The sequence below is a fragment of the Cytobacillus sp. MT66 genome, assembly GCF_058792595.1.
Genome location: NZ_JBXAFB010000001.1, coordinates 196992 through 219497 on the forward strand (window position 1 = coordinate 196992; position 22506 = coordinate 219497).

Consider the following 22506-nt stretch of genomic DNA (forward strand, 5'->3'; position numbering starts at 1 on the left):
GTTTTTATTTAGCTACTACAATATAAGCAATCATCGGGCCATTTTGGTCTTTTTCAGTGTGTGTGTGACAAATTAACCGATACACACCATCTTTTTTAAACTGAAGCGGGACAATGGTATCCTCACCCTTTGTCACAACGCCTTTAACCTCGGTTCCCTCAATCGTAAATGGATGTTCTGACCCATTCACACCGGAGATTACAAGGTTTACCTTTTCGCCTTGTTTCACAAAAATAGTGCCTGGATCCCAGCGGTAGGATTCAATTTCTTTCCCGTTAGGAAGCTTAGTTTTGAACTCCCCGGTTACCATATGAATCTCCCTGATTTCTTCATTTGCTTCCTGGCTAAAGACAGGATCTGAATCTCCCTTTGAAAGCAGCCACACAGATGCAGAAACAATGGCAAGGGCAGCAATAAGGAACATGATGACAGAACGCTTTTTCAATACAAAAAATTGCATTGTTCTCTCCTCCTAATAATGATTGTCCACTACTAATGATATGCATAGAGGGGGAGAGAACTTGTCTACTTTTTTCTGTTTGCAAGATTTTTTAAATAAAATACTTTGTTAATGTATGATGGTGATTTATTAACCTAGTTGATTGGAGCGGAATGCGCGAAGACTTCTGGGGGCTCAGCGTCGAAGCGAGACCCCGCAGGAGCGTGCACCGAGGAGGCTCGCAAAACGCCCCCGGAAAGCGAAGCGCCTGCAGCGGAAATCACCGACTAAGTTTTGAATACTCAATGAAAAAAAGACTATGGAATAAATTCCTATAGTCTTTATGCTATGAAAACAAAACAATATTGCATGAAGTATTACTGAAGACGCTGCTCAATCTCTTGGCAAACCTGATCAGCAGATAATCCGCTCGCCTCAATGATTGGCGCTTTTGTTGATGTATCCTGCATTCCCATTACATTATTATCCATCCCTGTTACTACAAAAGCTGCGCAATTTTGGGCATCGGACGCAGTTTGCATTTCCACAACATCATACCCTTTTTGTCTAAGTGCTTCCGATACATTTGTCAGTGATTGTTCAACTGCCACTCTTTTCTTCATTAATCACACCTCCTCCGTTGATAGAATGGCTTTTTCAGCAGGAATTTATACCATAATTTTGAAAGGTCCACTATAATAACGTTTCGTATAAAAAAGGAGTTGAAAAGAAAAAGTAAAAGTGGAGGTGGTAAAATTGTCAAAACGTAAAAAAGATCCATCTAAAGCAGGATTAAGTTCACCAGAGGTCAAAGGACAAGGTACAACAAATGTAGAGATTGATGGGACAAGTGTTTCATCAGCAAGACACAAAAAGAAGAAACAGGATTACTAAAAAAGGAAGGGCCTCTCCGCACGGGGGAGGGGACCCTTCCTTTTTACTGGTACATTTCTGCTACTTTCTTTTGAATATCGGCATCCTCCAAATACTCGTCATAGGTCATTTGTTTATCTATCATGCCATTTGGAGTCAATTCAATAATTCGGTTTGCAATTGTTTGAATAAATTGATGGTCATGGGAAGCAAAAATAAGCGAACCCTTATAATTAATCATGCCATTATTTAATGCCGTAATGGATTCTAGATCTAAGTGGTTTGTTGGTTCATCTAACAGAAGAACATTGGCACCGCTAAGCATCATTTTAGAAAGCATACAGCGTACTTTCTCACCGCCAGATAGAACACTTGGCTTTTTAAGCACTTCTTCTCCGGAAAAGAGCATTCTTCCTAGGAATCCCCTTAAGAAGCTTTCACTTTGGTCATTTGGTGAGAATTGACGAAGCCAGTCAACTAAATTCAGATCACTGCCTTCAAAATACTGGGAGTTATCCTTAGGGAAATAGGCCTGTGACGTCGTAATTCCCCACTTGTAGGACCCGCTATCCGGTTCCATTTCACCCATTAAAATTTTGAATAATGTCGTTTTAGCCAATTCATTCGTTCCAACAAGGGCAATTTTATCATCCTTATTCATAATAAAGCTAATATTATCAAGTACCTTTACGCCATCAATCGTTTTTGTTAGGCCTTCAACACGGAGAAGATCATTTCCGATTTCCCGCTCAGGCGTAAATCCTACATATGGGTATTTTCTGGATGACGGCCTAATATCATCAAGAGAAATTTTATCGAGCAGCTTTTTACGGGAGGTTGCCTGTTTGGATTTAGATGCATTTGCACTAAAACGGGCAATAAAGCTCTGCAGCTCTTTGATTTTTTCTTCTTTCTTTTTATTGGCATCCTGAGCCATTCTTAAGGCAAGCTGACTGGATTCATACCAAAAATCGTAGTTTCCCACATAGATTTGAATTTTGCCAAAATCAAGATCCGCAATATGCGTACACACTTTATTTAAGAAGTGACGGTCATGGGAAACGACAATAACAGTATTTTCAAAGTTAATAAGAAACTCTTCCAGCCATTGAATCGCTTTTATATCCAAATGGTTTGTCGGCTCATCGAGCAATAGAACATCTGGTTTGCCAAATAGAGCCTGAGCAAGCAATACTTTGACTTTTTCAGAACCGGAAATATCAGCCATTTTCTTTGTATGAAGTTCTTCATCAACTCCTAAACCCTTCAAAAGAATCGCTGCTTCAGATTCTGCTTCCCAGCCGTTAAGCTCGGCGAATTCTCCTTCTAGCTCAGCGGCCTTCATGCCATCTTCATCCGTAAAGTCGGCCTTCATATATATCGCGTCTTTTTCCTGCATAACCTCATATAGGCGGGCATGTCCCATAATGACAACCTTTAAAACCTCAAAATCTTCGTATTCAAAATGGTTTTGTTTCAGAACAGCTAGACGCTCTCCAGGTCCAAGTGTAACATTTCCAGTCTGGGACTCAATTTCACCAGATAATATTTTCAGGAAAGTTGATTTCCCTGCCCCATTAGCACCGATAAGACCATAACAATTTCCAGGTGTAAACTTAATATTGACATCTTCAAACAGCTTGCGGTCACCGTATCGAAGACTTACATTACTAACAGTTATCATATTTGCCATTTCCTCCAAAATACATAATCTCAAAAATTATACCATTTATACACATAAAACACTAACCATAAGAAAATAAGGGGAAATATTTTCAAAAATAAACAGGAGGTTTCCTAAAAATATAGAATTACTTAATAAACTCGTGATAAATATTTGCAGCCAATACATATTAATTAATTTTATTCAATAGATGTTCATATTTTATTCATATTTATCATGTACAATGAAATCATACAGGCAGGATAAAGGAGTTTTTATTGTGGCCAAAAAACAACTCGTTGATTTAGTAAATCGGTTGAAAAAAGCGGGTATTAATGTAAGTTTTACAAAACCAAGATCAAAAATGCTGCTTGCACTACCACAAAACAAAAGACTATCATCTACCACGAATTAATAAAGATTAGTGTTGAAGTTTAAAAAGAAAAACGTTGACAGGTTCGTCAACGTTTTTCTTTTTAGATTTCAGACATAATTTTTTTGAACACATCATCTTTATCAAAATTATCTCCCATAGGGAACTTTTTAATGAATTTATTATTTTCATCAAGGAGATAAACAAGGGAGGTATGGATATAGAAACCATCGCCCGGATCACGAAATTGAAATTGAAACGTTTCCCCAAGCTCGCGGATTTCTACTAAATCCTCTTTTATATTTTTTTGATCACCTGTTAGGAAAATCCAGTTTCCATCATCCTCGACTTCAAATGTTTTCATGTATTTTCTGAGTGCTTCTGGTGTATCACGATAAGGATCAATTGTAACTGAAATAAATTGAACCTTGTCACCAAAAACATTCGCTTTTTCCAAATCATGTTTTAATAATCTCATTTTTTGTGTCGTGGTGGGACAAATATCAGGACAATTAATATACATGAATTCAACTAGCTTTAGCTTTTTCGGTGCTTTAGAGAAATCATAGACTTCATCATTCATTGTTACAAGTGTCGTATTTTCAGGAATCTTTGAGGTCATATCTCTAATGATAAAAAATGATATCCCGGCAGAAACGCCTAGAAATAAGATAATTCCGCAAATAATGTAGATTTTTTTCATCATTTCCCCTCCTGATATAAGGATAAATAAAATGAGCAAAAAATCCTATGGATAATATGTGAACAAAAAAAGCCTAAAAGAACTAGTGGAAGTTCTTCAGGCTTAATCTCACATTATTACTTCATTGAAATCCAGACACTCTTAACCTCTGTATAGTTATTAAGAGCGTATGATCCCATTTCACGTCCAATTCCAGATTGTTTATAACCGCCGAAAGGTGAAGCTGCATCAAATGCATTGTAGCAGTTTACCCAGACAGTTCCAGCACGGAGCTTATTCGCAATATAATGAGCATTTGCCACATCCCGTGTCCAAACACCTGCGGCTAGGCCATATTCACTATTATTTGCACGGGCAATAAGATCATCAAGATCCTCATATGGCAGTGCAGAGATTACTGGACCAAAGATTTCTTCTTTGGCAATCGTCATTTCATCATTTACGTGGGCAAAGATAGTTGGTGAAACGAAATAGCCTTGCTCTTGCGGCTTCACGCCGCCAACGACTAGTTCAGCACCTTCATTTAATCCTTTTTCAATATAACCTAAAACCCGATTTTGCTGTTCAATCGAAACAAGCGGACCAATTTCTGTGTCAGCATGTATGCCAGCTCCCTGTTTAATGTTCTTAGCATGGCTAGCCATATCAGCAATGACATTATCAAATTGCTTCTTTTGAATAAATACCCGTGATCCCGCACAGCAAACTTGCCCTTGGTTAAACATAACACCATTTAGAGCTCCAGGTATGGCTTTCGTTAGATCAGCGTCTGGCAAAATAATGTTTGGCGATTTTCCGCCTAATTCTAATGTTACACGCTTCAATGACTTCGAAGCTCTTTCCATAATTAACTTTCCAACCTCTGTCGAACCGGTAAAAGCAATTTTGTCAACAAGAGGATGATCGACAAGCGGCTGTCCAGCACTTTCGCCAAATCCGGGAACGATATTTACAACCCCTTCTGGGAAACCAGCCTCCTGAATTAATTCCGCCAAATAAAGCGCCGATAACGGAGTCTGTTCTGCTGGCTTAAGTACCACTGTACAGCCTGTAGCCAGTGCTGCACCTAGTTTCCACATTGCCATAAGAAGAGGGAAGTTCCATGGGATGATCTGTCCAACAACACCTACCGCTTCATGGCGTGTATAGTTAAAGAATGGCCCGTTGACAGGAATGGTCTGTCCAACGATTTTTGTAGACCAGCCGGCATAATACCGCATATGCTCTACTGCCAAAGGGATATCTGCATTTTTCGTTTCGCGGATAGGCTTGCCATTATCAAGGGTTTCGAGCTGTGCTAGTTCTTCGGCATTTTCCTCCATGAGGTCTGCCAGCTTATACATTAACCTGCTTCTTTGTGCAGCACTCATTTTGGACCATGGACCTTCATCAAATGCTTTTCTGGCAGCTCTTACTGCTAAATCAATATCTTCTGGACCAGCCTCATATACATTAGCCAGTACTTCTCCGGTAGCTGGGTTATAGGTTTCAAAAGTTTTCTGGGACTTACTTTCAACAAATTCTCCGTTAATAAACAAAGACTTTTTTCCGCTTAGAAACTTTTCAACTCTTTCATTTAAGGTAACAGTTAATTGGCTCATAAAATTCCTCCTTAGAATAGTAATCTATGTATTTCATGATGCCATTTGGAAGCAAGTTCCAATGGGAGCGCTTCCAATATAATCCTAACAATTTAAAAGATTAATAATCAAGGAATAACTATAAAAAATTTCTGATAATTTTCGACATTGCATGGAATAACCCAAACTGAACAAAAATAAGGAAGGCTTATTTTATTGGCAGTGTTAATGCTTGATGTTGATTTGAACCGCATAGTTGATCTTCGCAGCTGGCGCGTAGACTCCTGGGGGATCAGCGTTGAAGTGAGACCCCGCAGGAGCGTGTGCTCCGAGGAGGTTCACAAAATGCCCTTAGGTGCGCGAAGCGCCTGGAGAGGAAATCAACAGCCAAATTTAACAGAGCCATTTATTAAAGGAGGTTTCCAGTATGGCAAAAAACAATAATGAAGACAGCAAAAAACTGGCTGGCCGATATTACGAAGCAAATGACTATGAAAGGGAAGATACGCTGTCCACAGGGCTAGCAGAAACCCATGAACAAGTCAGTGACACTTACACAGAGGGCCAAGTAAACGCAGTCATTGAAGACGTCAACGGAAAGGACATACCGCTTCCACAAGACGAACACAATATATAAAGGAAAAGAGGCTATCACATGGCACCTAAACAAGGACAAAATGATATGGATCAATACAAAATGCCAAAAGCATTAAAACAGGATAAAAACTATTCCTATCGTGTCGGGTACACAGCAACAACTGGAAACCAAACACCTGGAGAACCTGATTTAGGAAAGACAACAGAACAGAAAAATTAAGAAGTTGCTGCCCTGGCAACTTCTTTTTAACGTTTTTTCGTATTCATAAATCTTTTGGCCAGCAGTTCCTTGACTTGATTATAAGATAGGCCCGATTGTCTATTTAATCGTTTGACTTCTTCAATATCTGTACCAACAATGGTGTGTTTTTTATTATCATGATGTTCATTCACTTATAAACCTCTCCTTTTAATAAGAAGGATAAATTTTCCTAAATTGTTCATACTAATGAAAAAGGGGGCGTTTACCATTTTCTTTAACAGAAAAAATCAAGATAAACCGGAAGTCGTCATGCTCGATACAGAAGTCTTTGCTTGCAGCCAGGATGAATGCAATGGCTGGATGCGAAAAGAATTTGCCTCAGATGATCTTAGGTGTCCTCTTTGTGGCAATGAAACCGTAGCAGAGGTGCGTGAACTTCCGCAAATTGAATAGAACATGACTTAAAAGACTGTTATCGAACAGTCTTTTACTTTTTTGCTAAAATAAGCAATATCTTTATAAATTCTCGTTCTGCTGGCCTATTTCGTTCTCGGCAATGATAATATTAGCTGTCTCAATGGCTCGGTGTTCATCGAGTGAATCACCAGGATAGTTATTTTTTTCAGGGTATTTTTCCGCTTTATTTGCATTTTTTATTTCTTGCAGCTCTTTATCCAATTAGTATCCCTCCTTTGAAACCGCTATGTTCATAAGTTTTCTTTTTACGTTCCTTCTTATTCTCTGAAATAAAAAAACACACAAAAAAGCGATGGATTTCCGAAATCCATCGCTTTCTTGCGTGTCTTCTTATTCAGACTTCTTAGATAGACAGCGGTCACATTCCATTAAATAAGATTCTGCTTGTTCTTCCATTGTGTCACCACATTCTGGGCATTCCTTTTTAGGCAATGTTTTGAAAAATTCTACTGGACTCATCATCATCTTTCATCTCTCCTTTTTTATAATACAGTAATTATTGTTCCTCTTTGTTATATAACAGTATACACGCTTTTTCCAAAAATGTGTACCCCTTTTTTCTTAATTTTTTAAATTTTTTATTTTTATTCCTTCGGCAAATTTAAACAATAAATTTAATAAAATCCACTTTCGCACCCACCCGAGTTTGGATTACAATCATATTGGCTTACTTTATTGAAATAAAAAATATCTGTGTTATAACAGCAAGTTAGGGAGCTGTGATCAGCTAATGTTTGCTATGTTGGACTTATTTAACCCCATGCTCGTGTTTGTTGCCATCATTCTTACCTTCATTGGTTCATATACTGGACTGGATTTGTTCACACTTGTTCGGTCTTCGGAGAATGAAAGAAATAGGGGATTCTTATTTCTCGGAGGAACCTTCTCACTTGGTGTCGGTCTCTGGATCATGAACTTTATTGGGATGGTTTCTTTCAACTTGATCGGTTCAGCCATTTATCATATTCCTTTTATCGTATTATCTTTAGGATTTGGAATTGCTTTTACTGGACTTTCCTTTTACTGGGTGATTCACCAGAAGCTAAAACTAAATCAATTATGGCTAAGTGCGCTCTTTTTGACAGTTGCGGTCATGTCAATCAATATTACAGGCATGTACGCCTTGGAAATGAACATTCATTTTGATCCATGGCTATTCTTTATCACCGCGTTTATCATTTATTGCTCGTTTGCTTTCTCGTTATGGATGCTTTTTTATTTAAAGAATCTATCAGGTTTTTATGAAATCTGGCTAAAGCCCGTCAGTTCACTTATCATGACAGGCGGCATCATTGAAGGCTATTTTTTGTTCTTGCGGGCATCGGCCTCATTGCCAAAAGGGGAAATCGGATTTGGTGATTCTGCATCGGAAACCTTTTTAATCTACCTTGTTATTTTTGTTTCTATTTTAATATTGAGCGGATTAATTGGCTCTCGTTCGATCATTGGCCGAAGGCTTGTTGTCAGTGATATTACTTTAAGGGATATCCAATCGGCTCTTGATGAATCATCGATTGTTACGATTGCTGATCAAGATGGCATGATTACTTATGTAAATGATAAATTTGTAGAGATTTCAAAATACAAGAAAGAAGATATTATCGGGAAGAGTCACCATCTGTTAAATTCGAGTTACCATCCTCCTGAATTCTTTGGGCATTTATGGAAAACAATTACCTCTGGACATATTTGGCGAGGGGAAATTAGAAACCGTGCGAAAGATGGCAGTCATTATTGGGTGGAAACAACGATTGTGCCTTTTTTAAATCAAACAGGGAAACCCTATCAATATGTATCCATCCGTAACGATATCACGGCTCTAAAAACAACCGAAGCACATTTAAAGGAAAAAATAAAAGACGTCAGTGATATCACTTTCGCTCTCAACCAATCATCGATTGTTGCTTTGACAGATGAAAAAGGGGTTATTACAAATGTTAATGATAAGTTCTGCGAGATTTCAAAGTATAGTAAAGAAGAAATCATTGGACAGACACATGCCTTATTAAATTCGGGCTTCCATCCGAGGGAATTTTTTAAAGAGCTTTGGAAAACGATTGGCCAAGGAAAGGTTTGGAAGGGTGAAATCCGAAATCGCGCAAAGGATGGCAGTTATTATTGGGTGGATACAACGATTGTGCCTTTTTTAGATGACCAGAAAAAGCCCTATCAATATCTTGCTATCCGCAATGATATTACGGAAAGGAAGAAAACAGAGGAAATTCTGCACCGGCAGGATAAATTAGCAGCTGTTGGCAAATTAGCTGCGGGTGTTGCCCATGAAATTCGAAATCCGCTTACATCCATGCGTGGATATACCGAATTCTTGCAAATGGATGAAACAAATACAGAACGTCTAGAATACTTTGATATTATTTTAGATGAAATTGACCGTGTCAATAATATAGTTGAGGATTTCATGATGCTCGCTAAACCTCAATCTGCATCGGCAGAGAGAAGAGATGTTATCGCTATTTTAAAAAATGTTTTTTCTTTATTTGAACTAGAAGCTCAAAAGAGAAACATCATGCTTGGGTTTGAATTTGATCAAGAACCGATTTGGATTGACTGTGACGAAAACAAGCTAAAACAAGTATTTATTAATTTTACAAAAAATGGAATGGAAGCAATGCCAGAAGGCGGGGAACTGACGGTATTTGCAAAGCTTCGCCAGCAAGATGTTTACATCACCGTACAGGATACTGGTGTAGGGATTCCACCTGATAAAATCAAAAGGATTGGTGAACCTTTCTATACAACAAAGAGTAATGGAAATGGCTTAGGCCTTATGGTTAGCCTTCAGATTATTGAAGGCCACAACGGAAAGGTTCATATTGAAAGTGAAGTAAATAAGGGGACCAAATTCATTGTACAGCTTCCAGTGAAGGACGAAGCGTAAAAAAGGAAGGGGAGACCTTCCTTTTTCTTATATTAATTAGCCTTTTTCTTATCCTCATGACGTACGAAAAAGCTTTGAACCGGCTTAACAATTTGTTTAAAGCCTGCTTCAAATTTTTCACTTATATAGGAAGCACGCTCATACACTACTGAACGAAGGTTATCTAATTGGCGCATTATTTTTTGTACCATTGCTTCTTGTTCGTCTAATCTTTCCATAACCGTCGAATGGAAAACCTCTTGAACCTCGAGCTGTTTTTTCATCTCATCAAAGGTGGCTTCCTGTTTGTCTAGCTGCTCAGAAAGACTTTGGGAGAAAGCCTCAAATTGTTTAAATTCTCCTGTTAGCGCCTCTGTAGATGCATGCTGCACGGAGACCTGATCGAGAATAGCTTGATTGATCAAACTCTCTTTTTCCAGTATGTCCGTAATCTGTTCATTCCTCATTTCCAATTCATCCAATCTTTTAAGGATGAACTCATTGTTTGTATTATGTTTTGCACTTAAATCAATAAATTGCTGAATCAATTGCTCCTGCTCAGCAAGTCTGGCAATCACATAAGTAATTTCTTTTGTGTTTTTTTGAGAAGAGTTGTTTATTAGCTGTTGAAGCCCTTGTAATGATTCGGAAAATTGATCATCCATTTCATGATAATTTTCTGTTAATTGCTGATTAATTGTCTGCTGTTTCTGCAGCACCTCATGAAGGTAGTTTAAACGGTATGATTCCTGATTGGAATCACTTTCCATCTCCGGCTCCGCATTATAAAGATCTGGTAAATCACGATTTGTATATAAACCCAAAGATAACACTCCCTTTTTCTGCCAAAATTAAGCCATCATAGCATTATTTATATCATATGTCCCTTTATCCTATCTGGTTGCTAAAATGGGCTAAAGAGGGAAGTCCCGTAACAAAATTACCTATAGGTATATTAGGTTCTTCCTATTTTCTAACAATTGCAAAGAAATCATAAACGTTATGAGTGGTCAATCAAGTCAATCTTTTGTAGAATAAAGATGTGTCAACATAAAATTAGCAAATATTATGATGAAAAAATTTGAAGGGATGATAGTTCAATGGGTATTTCTTTATCGAAAGGTCAAAAAATTGATTTAACAAAAACAAATCCTGGGCTTTCCAAAGTCATTGTCGGTTTAGGCTGGGATACAAACAAATATGATGGAGGAAATGACTTTGACCTTGATGCAAGTGTGTTTCTTCTAAATGAAGCTGGTAAATGCGGATCTGACAAAGATTTTGTTTTCTATAACCAGCTTGAGGGCGGAAACGGATCTGTTGTACATACTGGCGATAACCGTACTGGAGAAGGTGAAGGGGACGACGAGCAAATCAAAGTTGAATTAAGTGCAGTTCCAGCCGAAGTTCAGCGAATTTCCTTTGTTATTACCATTCATGACGCGGAAAACCGCGGCCAAAACTTTGGACAGGTCTCTAATGCTTTTGTTCGTATTGTTAACGAAGAATCAAACGAAGAACTTATCCGCTACGATCTTGGTGAGGATTTCTCCATCGAAACAGCGATTATTGTTGGTGAATTATACCGCCACAGCGGCGAGTGGAAGTTCTCAGCTGTCGGCTCCGGCTACCAGGGCGGTCTTGCCCGCATTGCTACTGACTTCGGTTTGCAAGTCGGTTAATATCAACAATCCAAATGAATATATACTGGAGGGGTTTAGATGGGCATACAATTGGCAAAAGGCCAAAGAATTGATCTGACAAAAACCAATCCCGGATTAACGAAAGCCATTATCGGACTTGGCTGGGATACCAACAGATATCATGGCGGTCATGACTTTGACTTAGATGCATCTGCCTTTTTAGTGGATGCTAACAATAAATGCCAAAACGACCATGACTTCATTTTTTATAACAACCTGCAGCACCCAAGCGGCTCTGTGATTCATACGGGAGATAATCGTACAGGGGAAGGCGATGGGGATGATGAACAGCTTATTGTTGACTTTTCCAAAATCCCATCCTATGTTGACCGTATTGGAATCACAGTTACGATTCATGATGCCGAGATGCGCCAGCAAAATTTCGGCCAGGTCTCCAATGCATTCGTTCGCTTGGTCGATGAATCGAATAACCAGGAATTATTGCGTTTTGATTTGGGAGAAGACTTTTCCATTGAGACAGCTGTCGTTGTCTGTGAACTATACCGTCATGGAGGCGACTGGAAATTCAATGCAATTGGCAGCGGGTTTTCCGGCGGTCTTGCTTCACTATGCAGAAATTACGGATTACAAGTATAATCGTAGAAAAGAAGGCTTAAATCAAGCCTTCTTTTTTTAGTACTAACGTAACATTTCTGTTCATAAACTTTTAATAATGTTGAAGGAGGTGTGTCCATGGCTATTCATATTGTTCGTTATGGGGAATCCTTATGGAGCATATCTCAGAAATATGGTGTACCTATTCAAAGCATTATTGAAGTAAACGACTTATCCAGCAGCGCACTAATTCCGGGCTTGGCCCTTTATGTTCCAGATAGAAGCCTTCCAATCCGTTCAAAATTGATCTCAAGCGGAGATACATTATGGAACCTTGCCAGCCGTTACCGAACAACCCTCAACGCAATTATCCAAGCGAACCCAGGAATGAACCCAAACGCATTAAATATTGGCCAGGTGATCAATATTCCTTCTCCTATCAAATTATCCATGCAAACACTAAGTTTTGTCCTCCCCTATTCAGAGGAAAATCTTATACCTATACTTAAAGAGGTGGCAGAAGGACTCACCTATTTAGCGATTTCATCCTATTCTTTAACAGACGAAGGCTACGCTTATCAAGTGCTTCCAGATGAAAAACTAATCGCCGAAAGCATAAGGCTTAATGTAACACCGCTATTAATGATTAGAAATCTTTTGGAAGATCAATTTAGTCCTGAAATCCTTAATATCGTGCTAAACAATCCGCAATACCGCAGAAACTTAATTAACAGCCTGGTAAATTTCGTACAAAATAAAGGATATGGCGGAATAAGCATTGATTTTGAATTTATTCCTCCGGCAAGACGCGATGCATTCGTTGTATTCTTATATGATTTAAAGGGAGCCTTAGGCAGTTTGATCCTGCATGTAAATGTACACGCAAAAACAGAAGATATTCTGACAAATAAAATAACTGGCGGCCATAACTACAGAGAAATCGGAAGGGCTTCCGATATAGTAGCCGTTATGACAATAGATTATGGATATCCTACGGGACCGCCCAATCCTGTTTCACCGATCTGGTGGATGAGAGATGTCATTGAATTTGCTGTTAGCGAAATCGATCCAAGAAAGCTGCAAATGGCTCTTCCGCTATATGGATATGAATGGCAATTATCGGATAATCAAACAACAGCCTATTCACTCCGTGCAGCCCAGAACCAGGCGATAAACAAAAACGCAATTATCAGGTATGACCAAAATGCCGAAACTCCTTGGTATGATTATTGGGAGGGAACTGTACAGCATCGACTATGGTTTGATGATATAAGAAGCTTTAGAGAAAAATATAAACTAATTGACCAATATAACCTTCTGGGAACAACCTTTTGGCAATTAAACCTAGCCTTCCCGCAAAACTGGCCATATATAGACAGAAACTTTCATATCATTAAAAAGTGAAGGATGCCAAATGCATCCTTTTTCCTATTTATTGAAACCTTTACATGTTAAAATCGTTTAATATAGAGAAAGACGTTAAACTATTTTTAAGTCAGCAGGGAGATAAAATGGAAAAATTAAAACCCATTTGGGAAGCCGCTAAGAGATTTTGGCGAAATAAGCATATTAATAAAATTCTGCTTTTAATTTTATTAACAGCATTATTACTGACGATCCTATTCTTCGCCTTTCTTGCCGCAACAGCTAATGTTGAATCGTTAAAGGAAGGGCTTAAGCAATCGACGGTCATCTATGACAAGGATGACACTGTGGCAAGCAAGCTTGCAGCCAACCGGATTGATGGTGTTTCTGTTGAGGAAATACCGAATACCGTAAAAAACGCAGTTGTCGCCATCGAGGATGAACGATTTTATAAGCATAATGGATTTGACATTAAAGGGATTAGCCGTGCTTTCTTTAAAAATCTGTTCGCAGGGAGAATTACTGGGGGCGGAAGTACAATCACCCAGCAGCTGGCCAAAAACGCCTTGCTTACATCAGAACAGACCTATAAAAGAAAGATAGAGGAATTATTTTTAGCAGTAGAAATTGAAAAACACTATAAAAAAGATGAAATTCTGCAAATGTATTTAAATCAGGTCTACTTTGGAAGCGGTGCGTGGGGGATTGGACAAGCATCCAAGATCTATTTTAATAAAGATGTTCAGGAATTAACGATCAGTGAATCTTCTTTATTAGCAGGTCTCCTGCAGGCGCCATCTGCTCGTGACCCGTTCCGCTATTATGACCGGGCAATAGAGAGAAGAAATGTTGTCCTGGGGAAGATGAAAGAACATAGCATGATAACAGATAAAGAATATAAACAGGCCATTGCTGAGCAAATCAAACTTCACGAAGGAAAATCGGCTACCGTTGAAAGACAATATCCATATTATGTAGATGCTGTTCTTGATGAAGCCATAAATAAATATGGATTAACCCAGGAGGAAATTTTCACAAGAGGCTATCGAATTTACACAGAATTGGACCAAGATCTCCAATCAGCACTTGAAAGCGTGTATGACAATAACTATCTATTCCCAAAAGGGAGAGGTGGGGACCTTGTCCAAAGCGGCGCTGTATTACTTGACCCAAAAACAGGCGGTGTCAGAGGCCTTGTTGGCGGAAGGGGACAGCATGTATTTAGGGGTTTTAACCGCGCTACTCACATTAAGGCACAGCCAGGGTCAACCCTAAAGCCGCTTGCCGTGTACACTCCTGCTCTTGAGGAAGGCTATCACCCATCCGATCTATTAAAGGATGAACCGATGTCTTTTGGGAAATACAGGCCCGAGAACGCTTCGCGAAAATACTTGGGTGAAGTGCCCATGTATAAAGCTGTTGAGGATTCCCTCAATGTTCCGGCTGTCTGGCTTCTTGACCAGATTGGACTTGAAAAAGGAATAGACTCGTTAAACCGCTTTGGCATTCCAATTGATGAAGAGGATAAGTATTTAGGGATTGCATTAGGCGGCATGCACAAAGGAATATCACCGCTCCAATTGGCAGAGGCATATTCAGCCTTTCCAAATGGAGGCAAGCGGGAGGCTGCCCATATTATTACAAAAATTGTCGGCCCAACCGGGAATGTCATTGCTGAACATAAGGGGAAAAGTGTAAAAGTGACTTCAAAAACTGTTTCTGCCCAAATGACATCAATGCTATTAAATGTCGTAGAATCCGGTACAGGAAAAGGAACGAAAATCGCTGGAGTCCCTATTGCCGGTAAGACTGGTTCAACACAGCTGCCTTACAAAGACATAAACGGAACAAAAGACCAATGGTTTGTCGGCTATACGCCTACTATTGTTGGGGCAGTATGGCTCGGATATGATAAGACAGACAGGAACCATTATTTATCTAGCAGCAGTTCGGAAACAGCTGTTCCATTATTTAAAGCCATTATGGAGAAATCTCTGCCTTATTTAGATGAAGGGGAATTTTCCGCAAAATCTATTAATCAGCAAATGCAGCAGAAAGACTTTACAGAAGAAGTTGAAAAAACAATTAAAGAATCTGCCGAAAAAATAAAAGAAGAGCTGCCGAAATGGAAGGAAAGACTTGATGAGGGAATAAACGAAGCTAATCAAATTAAGGATTTTCTTAAGAATAAATGGGAGCAAATACAAAATTAACTAGAATTACAAGCTTGGGTGCGATAGCCCCAGGCTTCTTTTTTATTTATTTTTATTAAAAATATTGTCAAAATAGTTAGAATTTAGTAATATTCTATAAAGGATGGTGGTAGAATGAGAGCCAGAACCCGCAGAAGAGGGATCAATATCGAGGAAATTAAATTTAACCTGACAACTATTTTTCTTCATCTTACCTTTTATGGGTTAATTATTTTTATTCTGCTGTTATTTATTCATCTCTTTAGCTAGAAAATTATCGCCTTTTTCTTTTATTCCTATGGTGAATAATGGTATAGTAAGTATGATTTTTAACAAAGGAGATGATTAATATGGCTAAAAAAGGATACATATTAATGCAAAATGGCGAAAAGATTGAGTTTGACTTATATCCAAATGAGGCTCCAGGCACTGTTGCCAACTTTGAGAAACTTGCTAACTCAGGTTTCTATAACGGCGTTATTTTCCACAGGGTCATTCCTGGCTTCGTATCACAAGGCGGAGACCCAACTGGAACTGGCATGGGCGGCCCTGGCTATACAATCAAATGTGAAACAGAAGGTAACCCACATAAACACGAAGCGGGCTCTTTATCTATGGCACACGCCGGGCGCGACACGGGCGGAAGCCAATTCTTTATTGTACACGAGCCACAGCCGCACTTAAATGGTGTCCATACTGTTTTCGGAAAAGTAACTTCCGGAATGGATACTGTGCTTAATATGAAAAACGGCGACACAATGGAAAAAGTCGAAGTATTTGACGAAGAATAAGCAATGCCAAAAAGAGCCTGAGGGCTCTTTTTTTAATTTAAAGACCTTGTTAAGCTTCATTTGATTCTACCCACTTAGTTGATTGGAGTGGAAGGCGCGAAGACTCCTGGGGGATCATGTGGAAGTGAGACCCCGCAGGAGCGATAGCTGCGAGGAGGCTCACAAAACGCCCCCCGGAAAGCGAAGCGCCTAGAACGGAAATCAACGGTTTTTTTACATCATAATGAAAAAGCCACTTACAGCCTATACTATAAAAAAATTGTAAAAGGGAGTTTTATTAATGGGCGCAATTGAAAAGAACGGCTATCAATTTCAACCAGAATTCAGCGTTATCAATCAGGAAGGAGCGATACATGTATATAAAGAAGGGAAGTTCCTTGAAGAAGTCAAATTTGAATTTTCCGGGGAGTTTCCAGAACATGATCTCATTGAAGAGTTAGTAAACCATTATTGCTTCAAGCATGGAATTTAAGGAGCAGCAGACATTGGAACCGATTAAAGACCACCTAAGGATGGGCTTGGATTTGCTATTTGTTGGCTTTAACCCAAGTATCCGCTCGTCTGAAACAGGACACCATTTTGCCAATCCAAACAACCGCTTTTGGAAAATTCTCCATGAATCTGGATTAACGCCGAGAAAATTTGCACCAGAGGAAGATTATAAATTGCTGGACTATGGCTATGGTCTTACTAATATCGTTTCCAGGCCAACGAAAGCAGCTGATGAAATTACAAAGGAAGAATACCTAGAAGGTAAAAATATATTATCGCAAAAAATCATCCATTATAAGCCGAAAATTATCTGCTATGTTGGTAAAGGAGTCTACCAGGAATACAGCGAAAAAAAGAAAATCCCTTGGGGAAGACAGGAGGAGGCTGTCATTTGTGGCACGATAGATTTTGTTGCCCCGTCCTCTAGCGGTCTTGTAAGAATGAAATTAGATGAGATTATCAGTATTTATTCAGAGCTTCCAAAACTAATTCATCAAGTAAAACAAAAGGATTTGACTTAAAACATGAAAAAGCCATCATATTTATTGCTGCCGTTGCTGGTATACCTTTTATTAATAGGAGTAAACCAGCCTTTTGTTTCTGCAGGCGAAAATACGAGACACCTTTCAGATGAATTAGATTACCTTTTAAATAATGACCCTCGGCTAAAAGGAGCCATTGCTGGTGTTAGCGTACGGTCAGCTGCTACAGGGGAGATACTATATAGCCATTTTGGCGACACACGTCTTCGGCCTGCTTCTAATATGAAACTATTAACCGCAGCAGCAGCCTTAAATGTCTTAGGACCGGATCACCAATTTACGACTGAAGTTGCTATAAATGGAGTAATAATGCGAAAAACATTAAAAGGGAATCTCATTTTACGAGGAAAAGGAGATCCTGCATTATTAAAAAATGATTTTGACAAGCTTGCAGAAGAAATAAGCAAGACCGGCATTAAGGTTATTGCAGGTGACTTAATTGGGGACGATACATGGTTCGATGATGTCCGTTACTCGATAGACCTTCCTTGGAGTGATGAGCAGTACTATTACGGGGCACAAATTTCTGCTTTAACAGCTTCACCTGATAAAAATTATGATGCAGGCACAGTTATCGTTGAAGTACGCCCAGGAAAAAAACCAGGAGATCCAGCGCACATTTCACTACATCCTGAAACTGATTATGTATCAGTTGTCAACAAAGCGATAACAGGTGGGGAAGAGGAAAAAAGCCAAATTAACATCAGCCGTACCCATGGAAAAAACTCCGTCCTCATTAAAGGAACTATCCCAGTCACCAGTAAAAGCATAAAAGAATGGGTAGCTGTCTGGGAGCCCGCTGGATATGCCCTGGATTTATTTAGGCAATCTTTAAAAGAACAGGGGATAAAAATAAAGGGAGAGAATAAAGTTGGCGGCAATTCGGCCAAATCAAAAACGCTGATCCAACATCAATCCCAGCCATTGTCACAATTGCTGGTACCTTTCATGAAGCACAGCAACAACACGCACGCTGAAATCCTTATAAAAGAGATGGGCAAAGTATCCAATGGTGAGGGCAGCTGGGAAAAGGGAATGGAGGTTCTTACATCACAGCTTCAGCTGCTTGGCATGAATACAAATACTTTAGTTCTTCGTGATGGCTCTGGCATTTCCCATGTGAATTTAATTCCCGCAAATGAGATCACCAAGCTGCTTTATCATATCCAGAAAGAAAAATGGTTTAATGTTTTTGTTCATTCATTGCCTGTTTCGGGAGCATCCGAGCAGATGACGGCTGGAACACTTCTAAATCGCATGGATGGAGAGTCGCCTGCTGCAGGCAAGGTAAGAGCGAAAACAGGAACCCTTGCTACTGTCACATCCTTATCAGGCTATGCAAAAACCAATAGTGGGCAAAAGCTTATCTTTGCCATTATCCTGAATAATTTACAAGATGTAAAAGAAGGAAAACATGTCGAGGATAAAATTGCAGAAATATTGTGCCAGCTATAAATGGGCTGACGTGCTAAATGCATAGCCAGCCATGTTATTAATCTTTCCATGGAACTAGTGATACACTAAGCGTAACAAATCTAAAATGTTCCGACAGAGGAGAGTTATATGGACCAGCTTCAATCAACTTACAATAGCGCTATCGACCATACAAAAGTAAAGATACTGGAAGACCTTAATCATTTTTTAGGCGATAAAAAAGATGTGCCTTCTTTTGAGGATTATATGGAGGCAAGAATCAACTATGTTGAACAAATTTGGATCAATGTCTGGCTGAACAAAGCAACAAATAATATTTCGAAACAAGAAAAAAAGCAATATCTTAGCAGCAAAGGCTATGAGACAGAGAATGTCAGCAGAAAAATTATTAATCATTTATTTAGAAATGAAATGCGAGAATATTACCCATTTGACACTATAAAATGGCTTCATGAAAAATTTGCAGATAATCAAGAAGATTGGCTGGAAATGCATAAAAAAGCAAGAAGTCTTTTTTTAAAGAAAGAAGAAGAAGAACGAGAATTAAAAAAGAAAAGGAAATTATTGGATCGAATTGGGGAAATAGCTGAAGATCTGATCGAAGAACATGAAGAACATTTATATTTAAATGTCAGACATTTCACAGCGAAGCAATTAAAAGAGGATTTTAAAAATAATCCGCGCTATAAAACAGTAGACACATTTGCACTAGAAATCAAACTCCAAGAAATTGGCGTTTTTGAGCCAGGGATGTATTCAAAAATGGAGGGATTTTTTGAAGAACTAACTGGAGATATCCATAAAACGGAACAATGGGGACGTATTTATTTTGCCTATGAAACCTATTTTGACCGTTACGAAAAAATGGTTAGTGATTATCTGTCAAAATACCTTCCACAGTTTATCACTGAGCATTTGCCGCAGGAAATTAAGAGTATATATAAAGAGATCTCTGCTGAAGACATGAGCCCTGCCTTTCTTGAAGAAGAGCTTTTGTTTCCAAGTGAGATCCTGGCAAATGAATTTATGGAAGAAATTCAAGAAGAATATATAGAAGACCTGTTCAGGATTGCTGATATCCCTTTTTCCTTTGATAAGCATTATGCCATCTATCTGGAAGATCTAGCACAAAGAGAACGTAAAAAGGCAGAAGAACTAGCGGAATTAGAGCGGAAAAGGGAAGAGGAAAGACGCATCATTGCGGACATCTTTGGGCATGAATACCATCCTGCAATTGATCCAAATGTCAAATATATCTTACATATAGGAGAAACAAATACTGGGAAAACCCACCATGCATTAGAAAGAATGAAAAAAGCTGGGAGCGGGATCTATTTGGCGCCTCTCCGCCTTCTTGCCCTTGAAGTATGCGACAAGTTAAATGACGAGGGCACTCCATGTTCATTAAAAACCGGGGAAGAAGAAAAGATCATGGAAGGAGCGAATCATATTTCATGCACAGTCGAAATGTTCCATGAAAAAGATTATTATGACTGTGTAGTCATTGATGAGGCGCAAATGCTTTCAGATCGGGACAGGGGCTTCTCATGGTACAAAGCCATTACAAAAGCAAGAGCAAGTGAGGTACATATCATCGGCAGCGTAAATGCCAAGGGCATGATCCTTGAGCTGCTTGGCGATGCCCAAATTGAAGTTTTCGAGTATTCTCGAGACATTCCGCTTGAAGTAGAGAAGCGGGAATTCAAAATAAATCGAGTGCAAAAAGGCGATGCGCTTATTTGTTTTTCAAGAAGGCGTGTGCTGGAAACAGCTTCCCGACTGGAAAACTCAGGTCATTCAGTCAGCATGATTTACGGAAGCATGCCTCCTGAAACAAGGAAAAAACAAGTCCAGCGATCCATAAAAGGCGAAACATCAATCGTAGTGTCAACAGATGCCATAGGAATGGGATTAAACCTTCCGATCCGCCGGGTCGTCTTTCTGGAAAATGAGAAATTTGATGGACAAAAAAGAAGAAGGCTAACATCGCAGGAGGTCAAACAAATTGCCGGAAGAGCAGGGCGAAAAGGACTTTACAATGTGGGCAAAGTAGCCTTTACAGCCAATATTAAAGATATGTGGGATTTGCTTATTTCAGAGGATGCTCCCATACAGTCGTTTTCTGTTGCACCGACAAATGCTGTTTTTGAGCGATTTCAAAGATACTTTCGGGATCTTGGAACATTCTTTGAACTGTGGGGAAAATTTCATAGCCCTAAAGGAACAAAGAAGGCCACTTTATCTGAAGAAAGAGAGCTTTACGAACGAATAAAAGGGACGGAAATTGAAGCGAAACTTCCCATTATGGACCTTTATGGCTTTTTACACCTTCCTTTTTCCAAAAAAGAGCCAGAATTAATCTTTCAGTGGGAGCAGACCATGTATGCAATTTTAGCAGGCTCGGAGCTTCCTGAACCAAAGATTAAAAAGAGGAACCTTGAGGAATTGGAATTGACTTATAAAGCTATTGGGCTTCATTTGTTATTTTTATACCGGCTGGAAAGAAGAACAGAAGCGATTTACTGGGAGCGTGTCCGAGAAGAAATCAGCGATGGGGTTCACGACAGATTAAAAACAGATGTAAAAAATATGGGCAAAAAATGCAGACGATGTGGCAAGAAACTTGACTGGGACCATCCATTCCAAATTTGCGATGCTTGTCATGAAAGAAAATACAGAAGAAACTACGCACATTTTTAACTGTTTTATCCCGAAAAAAAATCAAAAATCATTCGCAATGAAAAAGGAATAATTATTTTTTTCAGATGCAAAATAACTTTGATTTCATTAAAGGGAGGAATCTTTATATGCAAAATCAGCAGCAAGGTTCAATGCATGAAAACATGCATACAGGAATGGTAGGCCAGCAAATGAATCATGGGGGCCATGAGTTATTTGATGTTCATGAAGTGTTATCAGGTGCCATTGGTGCTATGGATCAGTACACTCTGCTTCGACCGCTGGTTAAAGATCAAGAGTTGTTAGGTATTATGGATCGTCAATATCAATTTATGCAGCAGGAATATAATACTACTGTAGATTGTTTTAAAACGGGACAAGATCCAAAAGTTCCAACACAAAGCTATGAAATGACGCAAGGAAATGATTTTGTCTACGGCATGAAACCATCACAGCCGAAAAAGCCGATTCAAAATGCCTCAGAAATTACGGATGCGTGTATTTCAGGCTTAATGCTCAGTGCACATAAATCAATGGCTGGAATGAAAGCAAAAGCAGCCTGTGAAGTAACAAACCCAGTTGTCCGCCGAGTGCTCGCAGATTCTATTCCAAATTGTATCGAAATGGCCTATGAATTGTCTGTTTATCAAAATAAAAACCATTATTATCAAGTACCTCAGCTTGCGCAGCAGGATATGCAGCAAATCCTGAATGCCTATGCTCCGGCACAAATGAACGGTCAAATAACAGGCCAAATGACAGGGCAAATGCAAAATCCAAATACAACAACACATTAAAAAAAAGCGATTCCTTTAATGGAATCGCTTTTTTCGATAAAAAACAACAATATTCACTTATTAATTCAAATATTTAAATAATTTTCTCTATAAGTTATTGAAAATTATTTGAAAATGTAATATTATAAAAACAAATTCAATTTAAAAATTTCTGAATATTGGTCCTTTGGT

The 22506-nt window shown here is 38.9% G+C and carries 26 protein-coding genes; 17 read left to right on the forward strand and 9 right to left on the reverse strand.

Features of this window, described 5'->3' with window-relative positions:
- Nucleotides 1-4: 4 nt before the first annotated feature.
- Complete coding sequence (locus AC1Q59_RS00930) at nt 5-460, reverse strand: cupredoxin domain-containing protein (protein ID WP_492363889.1); 456 nt, start codon at nt 458-460, stop codon at nt 5-7.
- A 356-nt stretch (nt 461-816) separates the two neighbouring features.
- Nucleotides 817-1062, reverse strand: a complete 246-nt coding sequence (locus tag AC1Q59_RS00935) for a YkuS family protein (RefSeq protein WP_492363890.1) — start codon at nt 1060-1062, stop codon at nt 817-819.
- A 133-nt stretch (nt 1063-1195) separates the two neighbouring features.
- Between AC1Q59_RS00935 and AC1Q59_RS00940 the strand changes: the two genes are divergently transcribed.
- Nucleotides 1196-1333 (forward strand): YuzL family protein, encoded by a 138-nt coding sequence (locus tag AC1Q59_RS00940; protein WP_492363891.1) that lies wholly within the window; start codon nt 1196-1198, stop codon nt 1331-1333.
- A gap of 43 nt (nt 1334-1376) precedes the next feature.
- On the opposite strand, the gene AC1Q59_RS00945 is transcribed toward AC1Q59_RS00940, so the two are convergent.
- Entirely contained in the window at nt 1377-2996 is a 1620-nt protein-coding gene (locus AC1Q59_RS00945; RefSeq protein WP_492363892.1) for an ABC-F family ATP-binding cassette domain-containing protein, read from the reverse strand.
- 259 nt (nt 2997-3255) lie between these two features.
- Here AC1Q59_RS00945 and AC1Q59_RS00950 point away from each other — a divergent pair, with 259 nt between their 5' ends.
- The gene (locus tag AC1Q59_RS00950; protein ID WP_492363893.1) at nt 3256-3390 is read left to right on the forward strand and encodes a hypothetical protein; all 135 of its coding nucleotides are present in this window, start codon (nt 3256-3258) and stop codon (nt 3388-3390) included.
- 61 nt (nt 3391-3451) lie between these two features.
- Here AC1Q59_RS00950 and AC1Q59_RS00955 read toward each other — a convergent pair whose 3' ends face one another.
- Together AC1Q59_RS00955 and AC1Q59_RS00960 are read right to left on the reverse strand one after the other, a co-directional pair.
- Nucleotides 3452-4051, reverse strand: a complete 600-nt coding sequence (locus tag AC1Q59_RS00955) for an SCO family protein (RefSeq protein ID WP_492364315.1) — start codon at nt 4049-4051, stop codon at nt 3452-3454.
- Nucleotides 4052-4167: 116 nt separating this feature from the next.
- Nucleotides 4168-5652: an aldehyde dehydrogenase family protein gene (locus tag AC1Q59_RS00960; RefSeq protein WP_492363894.1), complete on the reverse strand. Its 1485-nt coding sequence runs from the start codon at nt 5650-5652 to the stop codon at nt 4168-4170.
- A gap of 406 nt (nt 5653-6058) precedes the next feature.
- Here AC1Q59_RS00960 and AC1Q59_RS00965 point away from each other — a divergent pair, with 406 nt between their 5' ends.
- Together AC1Q59_RS00965 and AC1Q59_RS00970 are read left to right on the forward strand one after the other, a co-directional pair.
- Nucleotides 6059-6268, forward strand: a complete 210-nt coding sequence (locus AC1Q59_RS00965; protein WP_492363895.1) for a YozQ family protein — start codon at nt 6059-6061, stop codon at nt 6266-6268.
- Nucleotides 6269-6286: 18 nt separating this feature from the next.
- The gene (locus tag AC1Q59_RS00970) at nt 6287-6448 is read left to right on the forward strand and encodes a hypothetical protein (RefSeq protein WP_492363896.1); all 162 of its coding nucleotides are present in this window, start codon (nt 6287-6289) and stop codon (nt 6446-6448) included.
- A 26-nt stretch (nt 6449-6474) separates the two neighbouring features.
- Here AC1Q59_RS00970 and AC1Q59_RS00975 read toward each other — a convergent pair whose 3' ends face one another.
- Nucleotides 6475-6621, reverse strand: a complete 147-nt coding sequence (locus AC1Q59_RS00975) for a hypothetical protein (RefSeq protein ID WP_492363897.1) — start codon at nt 6619-6621, stop codon at nt 6475-6477.
- Between the two features lie 43 nt (nt 6622-6664).
- On the opposite strand from AC1Q59_RS00975, the gene AC1Q59_RS00980 reads away from it, so the two are divergent.
- Complete coding sequence (locus AC1Q59_RS00980) at nt 6665-6883, forward strand: cold-inducible protein YdjO-related protein (RefSeq protein ID WP_492363898.1); 219 nt, start codon at nt 6665-6667, stop codon at nt 6881-6883.
- Nucleotides 6884-6946: 63 nt separating this feature from the next.
- On the opposite strand, the gene AC1Q59_RS00985 is transcribed toward AC1Q59_RS00980, so the two are convergent.
- Together AC1Q59_RS00985 and yhfH are read right to left on the reverse strand one after the other, a co-directional pair.
- Nucleotides 6947-7108, reverse strand: coding sequence for a hypothetical protein (locus AC1Q59_RS00985; protein WP_492363899.1), 162 nt, complete (start codon nt 7106-7108; stop codon nt 6947-6949).
- A gap of 129 nt (nt 7109-7237) precedes the next feature.
- The gene (gene yhfH / locus AC1Q59_RS00990) at nt 7238-7372 is read right to left on the reverse strand and encodes a protein YhfH (protein WP_492363900.1); all 135 of its coding nucleotides are present in this window, start codon (nt 7370-7372) and stop codon (nt 7238-7240) included.
- A 265-nt stretch (nt 7373-7637) separates the two neighbouring features.
- On the opposite strand from yhfH, the gene AC1Q59_RS00995 reads away from it, so the two are divergent.
- Nucleotides 7638-9806 (forward strand): PAS domain-containing protein, encoded by a 2169-nt coding sequence (locus tag AC1Q59_RS00995; RefSeq protein ID WP_492363901.1) that lies wholly within the window; start codon nt 7638-7640, stop codon nt 9804-9806.
- Nucleotides 9807-9838: 32 nt separating this feature from the next.
- Here the strand turns inward: AC1Q59_RS00995 and AC1Q59_RS01000 are convergent, their stop codons facing one another.
- The gene (locus AC1Q59_RS01000; RefSeq protein WP_492363902.1) at nt 9839-10609 is read right to left on the reverse strand and encodes a hypothetical protein; all 771 of its coding nucleotides are present in this window, start codon (nt 10607-10609) and stop codon (nt 9839-9841) included.
- Nucleotides 10610-10885: 276 nt separating this feature from the next.
- On the opposite strand from AC1Q59_RS01000, the gene AC1Q59_RS01005 reads away from it, so the two are divergent.
- The 11 genes from AC1Q59_RS01005 to AC1Q59_RS01055 all read left to right on the forward strand — a co-directional run bounded on the left by AC1Q59_RS01005 (nt 10886) and on the right by AC1Q59_RS01055 (nt 22335).
- Nucleotides 10886-11467, forward strand: coding sequence for a TerD family protein (locus tag AC1Q59_RS01005; RefSeq protein ID WP_492363903.1), 582 nt, complete (start codon nt 10886-10888; stop codon nt 11465-11467).
- A gap of 39 nt (nt 11468-11506) precedes the next feature.
- Complete coding sequence (locus tag AC1Q59_RS01010; RefSeq protein ID WP_492363904.1) at nt 11507-12085, forward strand: TerD family protein; 579 nt, start codon at nt 11507-11509, stop codon at nt 12083-12085.
- 96 nt (nt 12086-12181) lie between these two features.
- Nucleotides 12182-13447: a glycosyl hydrolase family 18 protein gene (locus AC1Q59_RS01015; RefSeq protein WP_492363905.1), complete on the forward strand. Its 1266-nt coding sequence runs from the start codon at nt 12182-12184 to the stop codon at nt 13445-13447.
- Between the two features lie 107 nt (nt 13448-13554).
- Complete coding sequence (locus tag AC1Q59_RS01020; protein WP_492363906.1) at nt 13555-15621, forward strand: transglycosylase domain-containing protein; 2067 nt, start codon at nt 13555-13557, stop codon at nt 15619-15621.
- Nucleotides 15622-15735: 114 nt separating this feature from the next.
- The gene (locus AC1Q59_RS01025; protein WP_492363907.1) at nt 15736-15870 is read left to right on the forward strand and encodes a hypothetical protein; all 135 of its coding nucleotides are present in this window, start codon (nt 15736-15738) and stop codon (nt 15868-15870) included.
- 80 nt (nt 15871-15950) lie between these two features.
- On the forward strand, nt 15951-16391 hold the full coding sequence (locus AC1Q59_RS01030; RefSeq protein ID WP_492363908.1) for a peptidylprolyl isomerase: 441 nt from the start codon (nt 15951-15953) through the stop codon (nt 16389-16391).
- A gap of 280 nt (nt 16392-16671) precedes the next feature.
- Nucleotides 16672-16863, forward strand: a complete 192-nt coding sequence (locus tag AC1Q59_RS01035; protein ID WP_492363909.1) for a YbxH family protein — start codon at nt 16672-16674, stop codon at nt 16861-16863.
- Between the two features lie 13 nt (nt 16864-16876).
- On the forward strand, nt 16877-17404 hold the full coding sequence (gene mug, locus AC1Q59_RS01040; RefSeq protein WP_492363910.1) for a G/U mismatch-specific DNA glycosylase: 528 nt from the start codon (nt 16877-16879) through the stop codon (nt 17402-17404).
- A 3-nt stretch (nt 17405-17407) separates the two neighbouring features.
- A complete protein-coding gene (gene dacB, locus AC1Q59_RS01045; protein ID WP_492363911.1) occupies nt 17408-18880 on the forward strand; it encodes a D-alanyl-D-alanine carboxypeptidase/D-alanyl-D-alanine endopeptidase in 1473 nt (490 codons plus the stop codon).
- Nucleotides 18881-18988: 108 nt separating this feature from the next.
- Complete coding sequence (locus tag AC1Q59_RS01050; RefSeq protein WP_492363912.1) at nt 18989-21559, forward strand: helicase-related protein; 2571 nt, start codon at nt 18989-18991, stop codon at nt 21557-21559.
- A 107-nt stretch (nt 21560-21666) separates the two neighbouring features.
- Nucleotides 21667-22335 (forward strand): spore coat protein, encoded by a 669-nt coding sequence (locus AC1Q59_RS01055; protein WP_492363913.1) that lies wholly within the window; start codon nt 21667-21669, stop codon nt 22333-22335.
- The last annotated feature ends 171 nt before the right edge of the window (nt 22336-22506 follow it).

Bases quoted from the DNA above. Each gene is read 5' to 3' on its own strand.
- AC1Q59_RS01025 (WP_492363907.1), top strand. From the start codon at position 15,736: ATGAGAGCCAGAACCCGCAGAAGAGGGATCAATATCGAGGAAATTAAA.
- AC1Q59_RS01005 (WP_492363903.1), top strand. From the start codon at position 10,886: ATGGGTATTTCTTTATCGAAAGGTCAAAAAATTGATTTAACAAAAACA.
- AC1Q59_RS01015 (WP_492363905.1), top strand. From the start codon at position 12,182: ATGGCTATTCATATTGTTCGTTATGGGGAATCCTTATGGAGCATATCT.
- yhfH (WP_492363900.1), bottom strand. From the start codon at position 7,372: ATGATGATGAGTCCAGTAGAATTTTTCAAAACATTGCCTAAAAAGGAA.
- dacB (WP_492363911.1), top strand. From the start codon at position 17,408: ATGAAAAAGCCATCATATTTATTGCTGCCGTTGCTGGTATACCTTTTA.
- AC1Q59_RS01055 (WP_492363913.1), top strand. From the start codon at position 21,667: ATGCAAAATCAGCAGCAAGGTTCAATGCATGAAAACATGCATACAGGA.
- AC1Q59_RS00945 (WP_492363892.1), bottom strand. From the start codon at position 2,996: ATGATAACTGTTAGTAATGTAAGTCTTCGATACGGTGACCGCAAGCTG.
- AC1Q59_RS01030 (WP_492363908.1), top strand. From the start codon at position 15,951: ATGGCTAAAAAAGGATACATATTAATGCAAAATGGCGAAAAGATTGAG.
- AC1Q59_RS01010 (WP_492363904.1), top strand. From the start codon at position 11,507: ATGGGCATACAATTGGCAAAAGGCCAAAGAATTGATCTGACAAAAACC.
- AC1Q59_RS00935 (WP_492363890.1), bottom strand. From the start codon at position 1,062: ATGAAGAAAAGAGTGGCAGTTGAACAATCACTGACAAATGTATCGGAA.
- AC1Q59_RS00995 (WP_492363901.1), top strand. From the start codon at position 7,638: ATGTTTGCTATGTTGGACTTATTTAACCCCATGCTCGTGTTTGTTGCC.
- AC1Q59_RS00930 (WP_492363889.1), bottom strand. From the start codon at position 460: ATGCAATTTTTTGTATTGAAAAAGCGTTCTGTCATCATGTTCCTTATT.
- AC1Q59_RS00970 (WP_492363896.1), top strand. From the start codon at position 6,287: ATGGCACCTAAACAAGGACAAAATGATATGGATCAATACAAAATGCCA.
- AC1Q59_RS00965 (WP_492363895.1), top strand. From the start codon at position 6,059: ATGGCAAAAAACAATAATGAAGACAGCAAAAAACTGGCTGGCCGATAT.
- AC1Q59_RS00960 (WP_492363894.1), bottom strand. From the start codon at position 5,652: ATGAGCCAATTAACTGTTACCTTAAATGAAAGAGTTGAAAAGTTTCTA.
- AC1Q59_RS00955 (WP_492364315.1), bottom strand. From the start codon at position 4,051: ATGAAAAAAATCTACATTATTTGCGGAATTATCTTATTTCTAGGCGTT.
- AC1Q59_RS01035 (WP_492363909.1), top strand. From the start codon at position 16,672: ATGGGCGCAATTGAAAAGAACGGCTATCAATTTCAACCAGAATTCAGC.
- AC1Q59_RS01050 (WP_492363912.1), top strand. From the start codon at position 18,989: ATGGACCAGCTTCAATCAACTTACAATAGCGCTATCGACCATACAAAA.
- AC1Q59_RS01020 (WP_492363906.1), top strand. From the start codon at position 13,555: ATGGAAAAATTAAAACCCATTTGGGAAGCCGCTAAGAGATTTTGGCGA.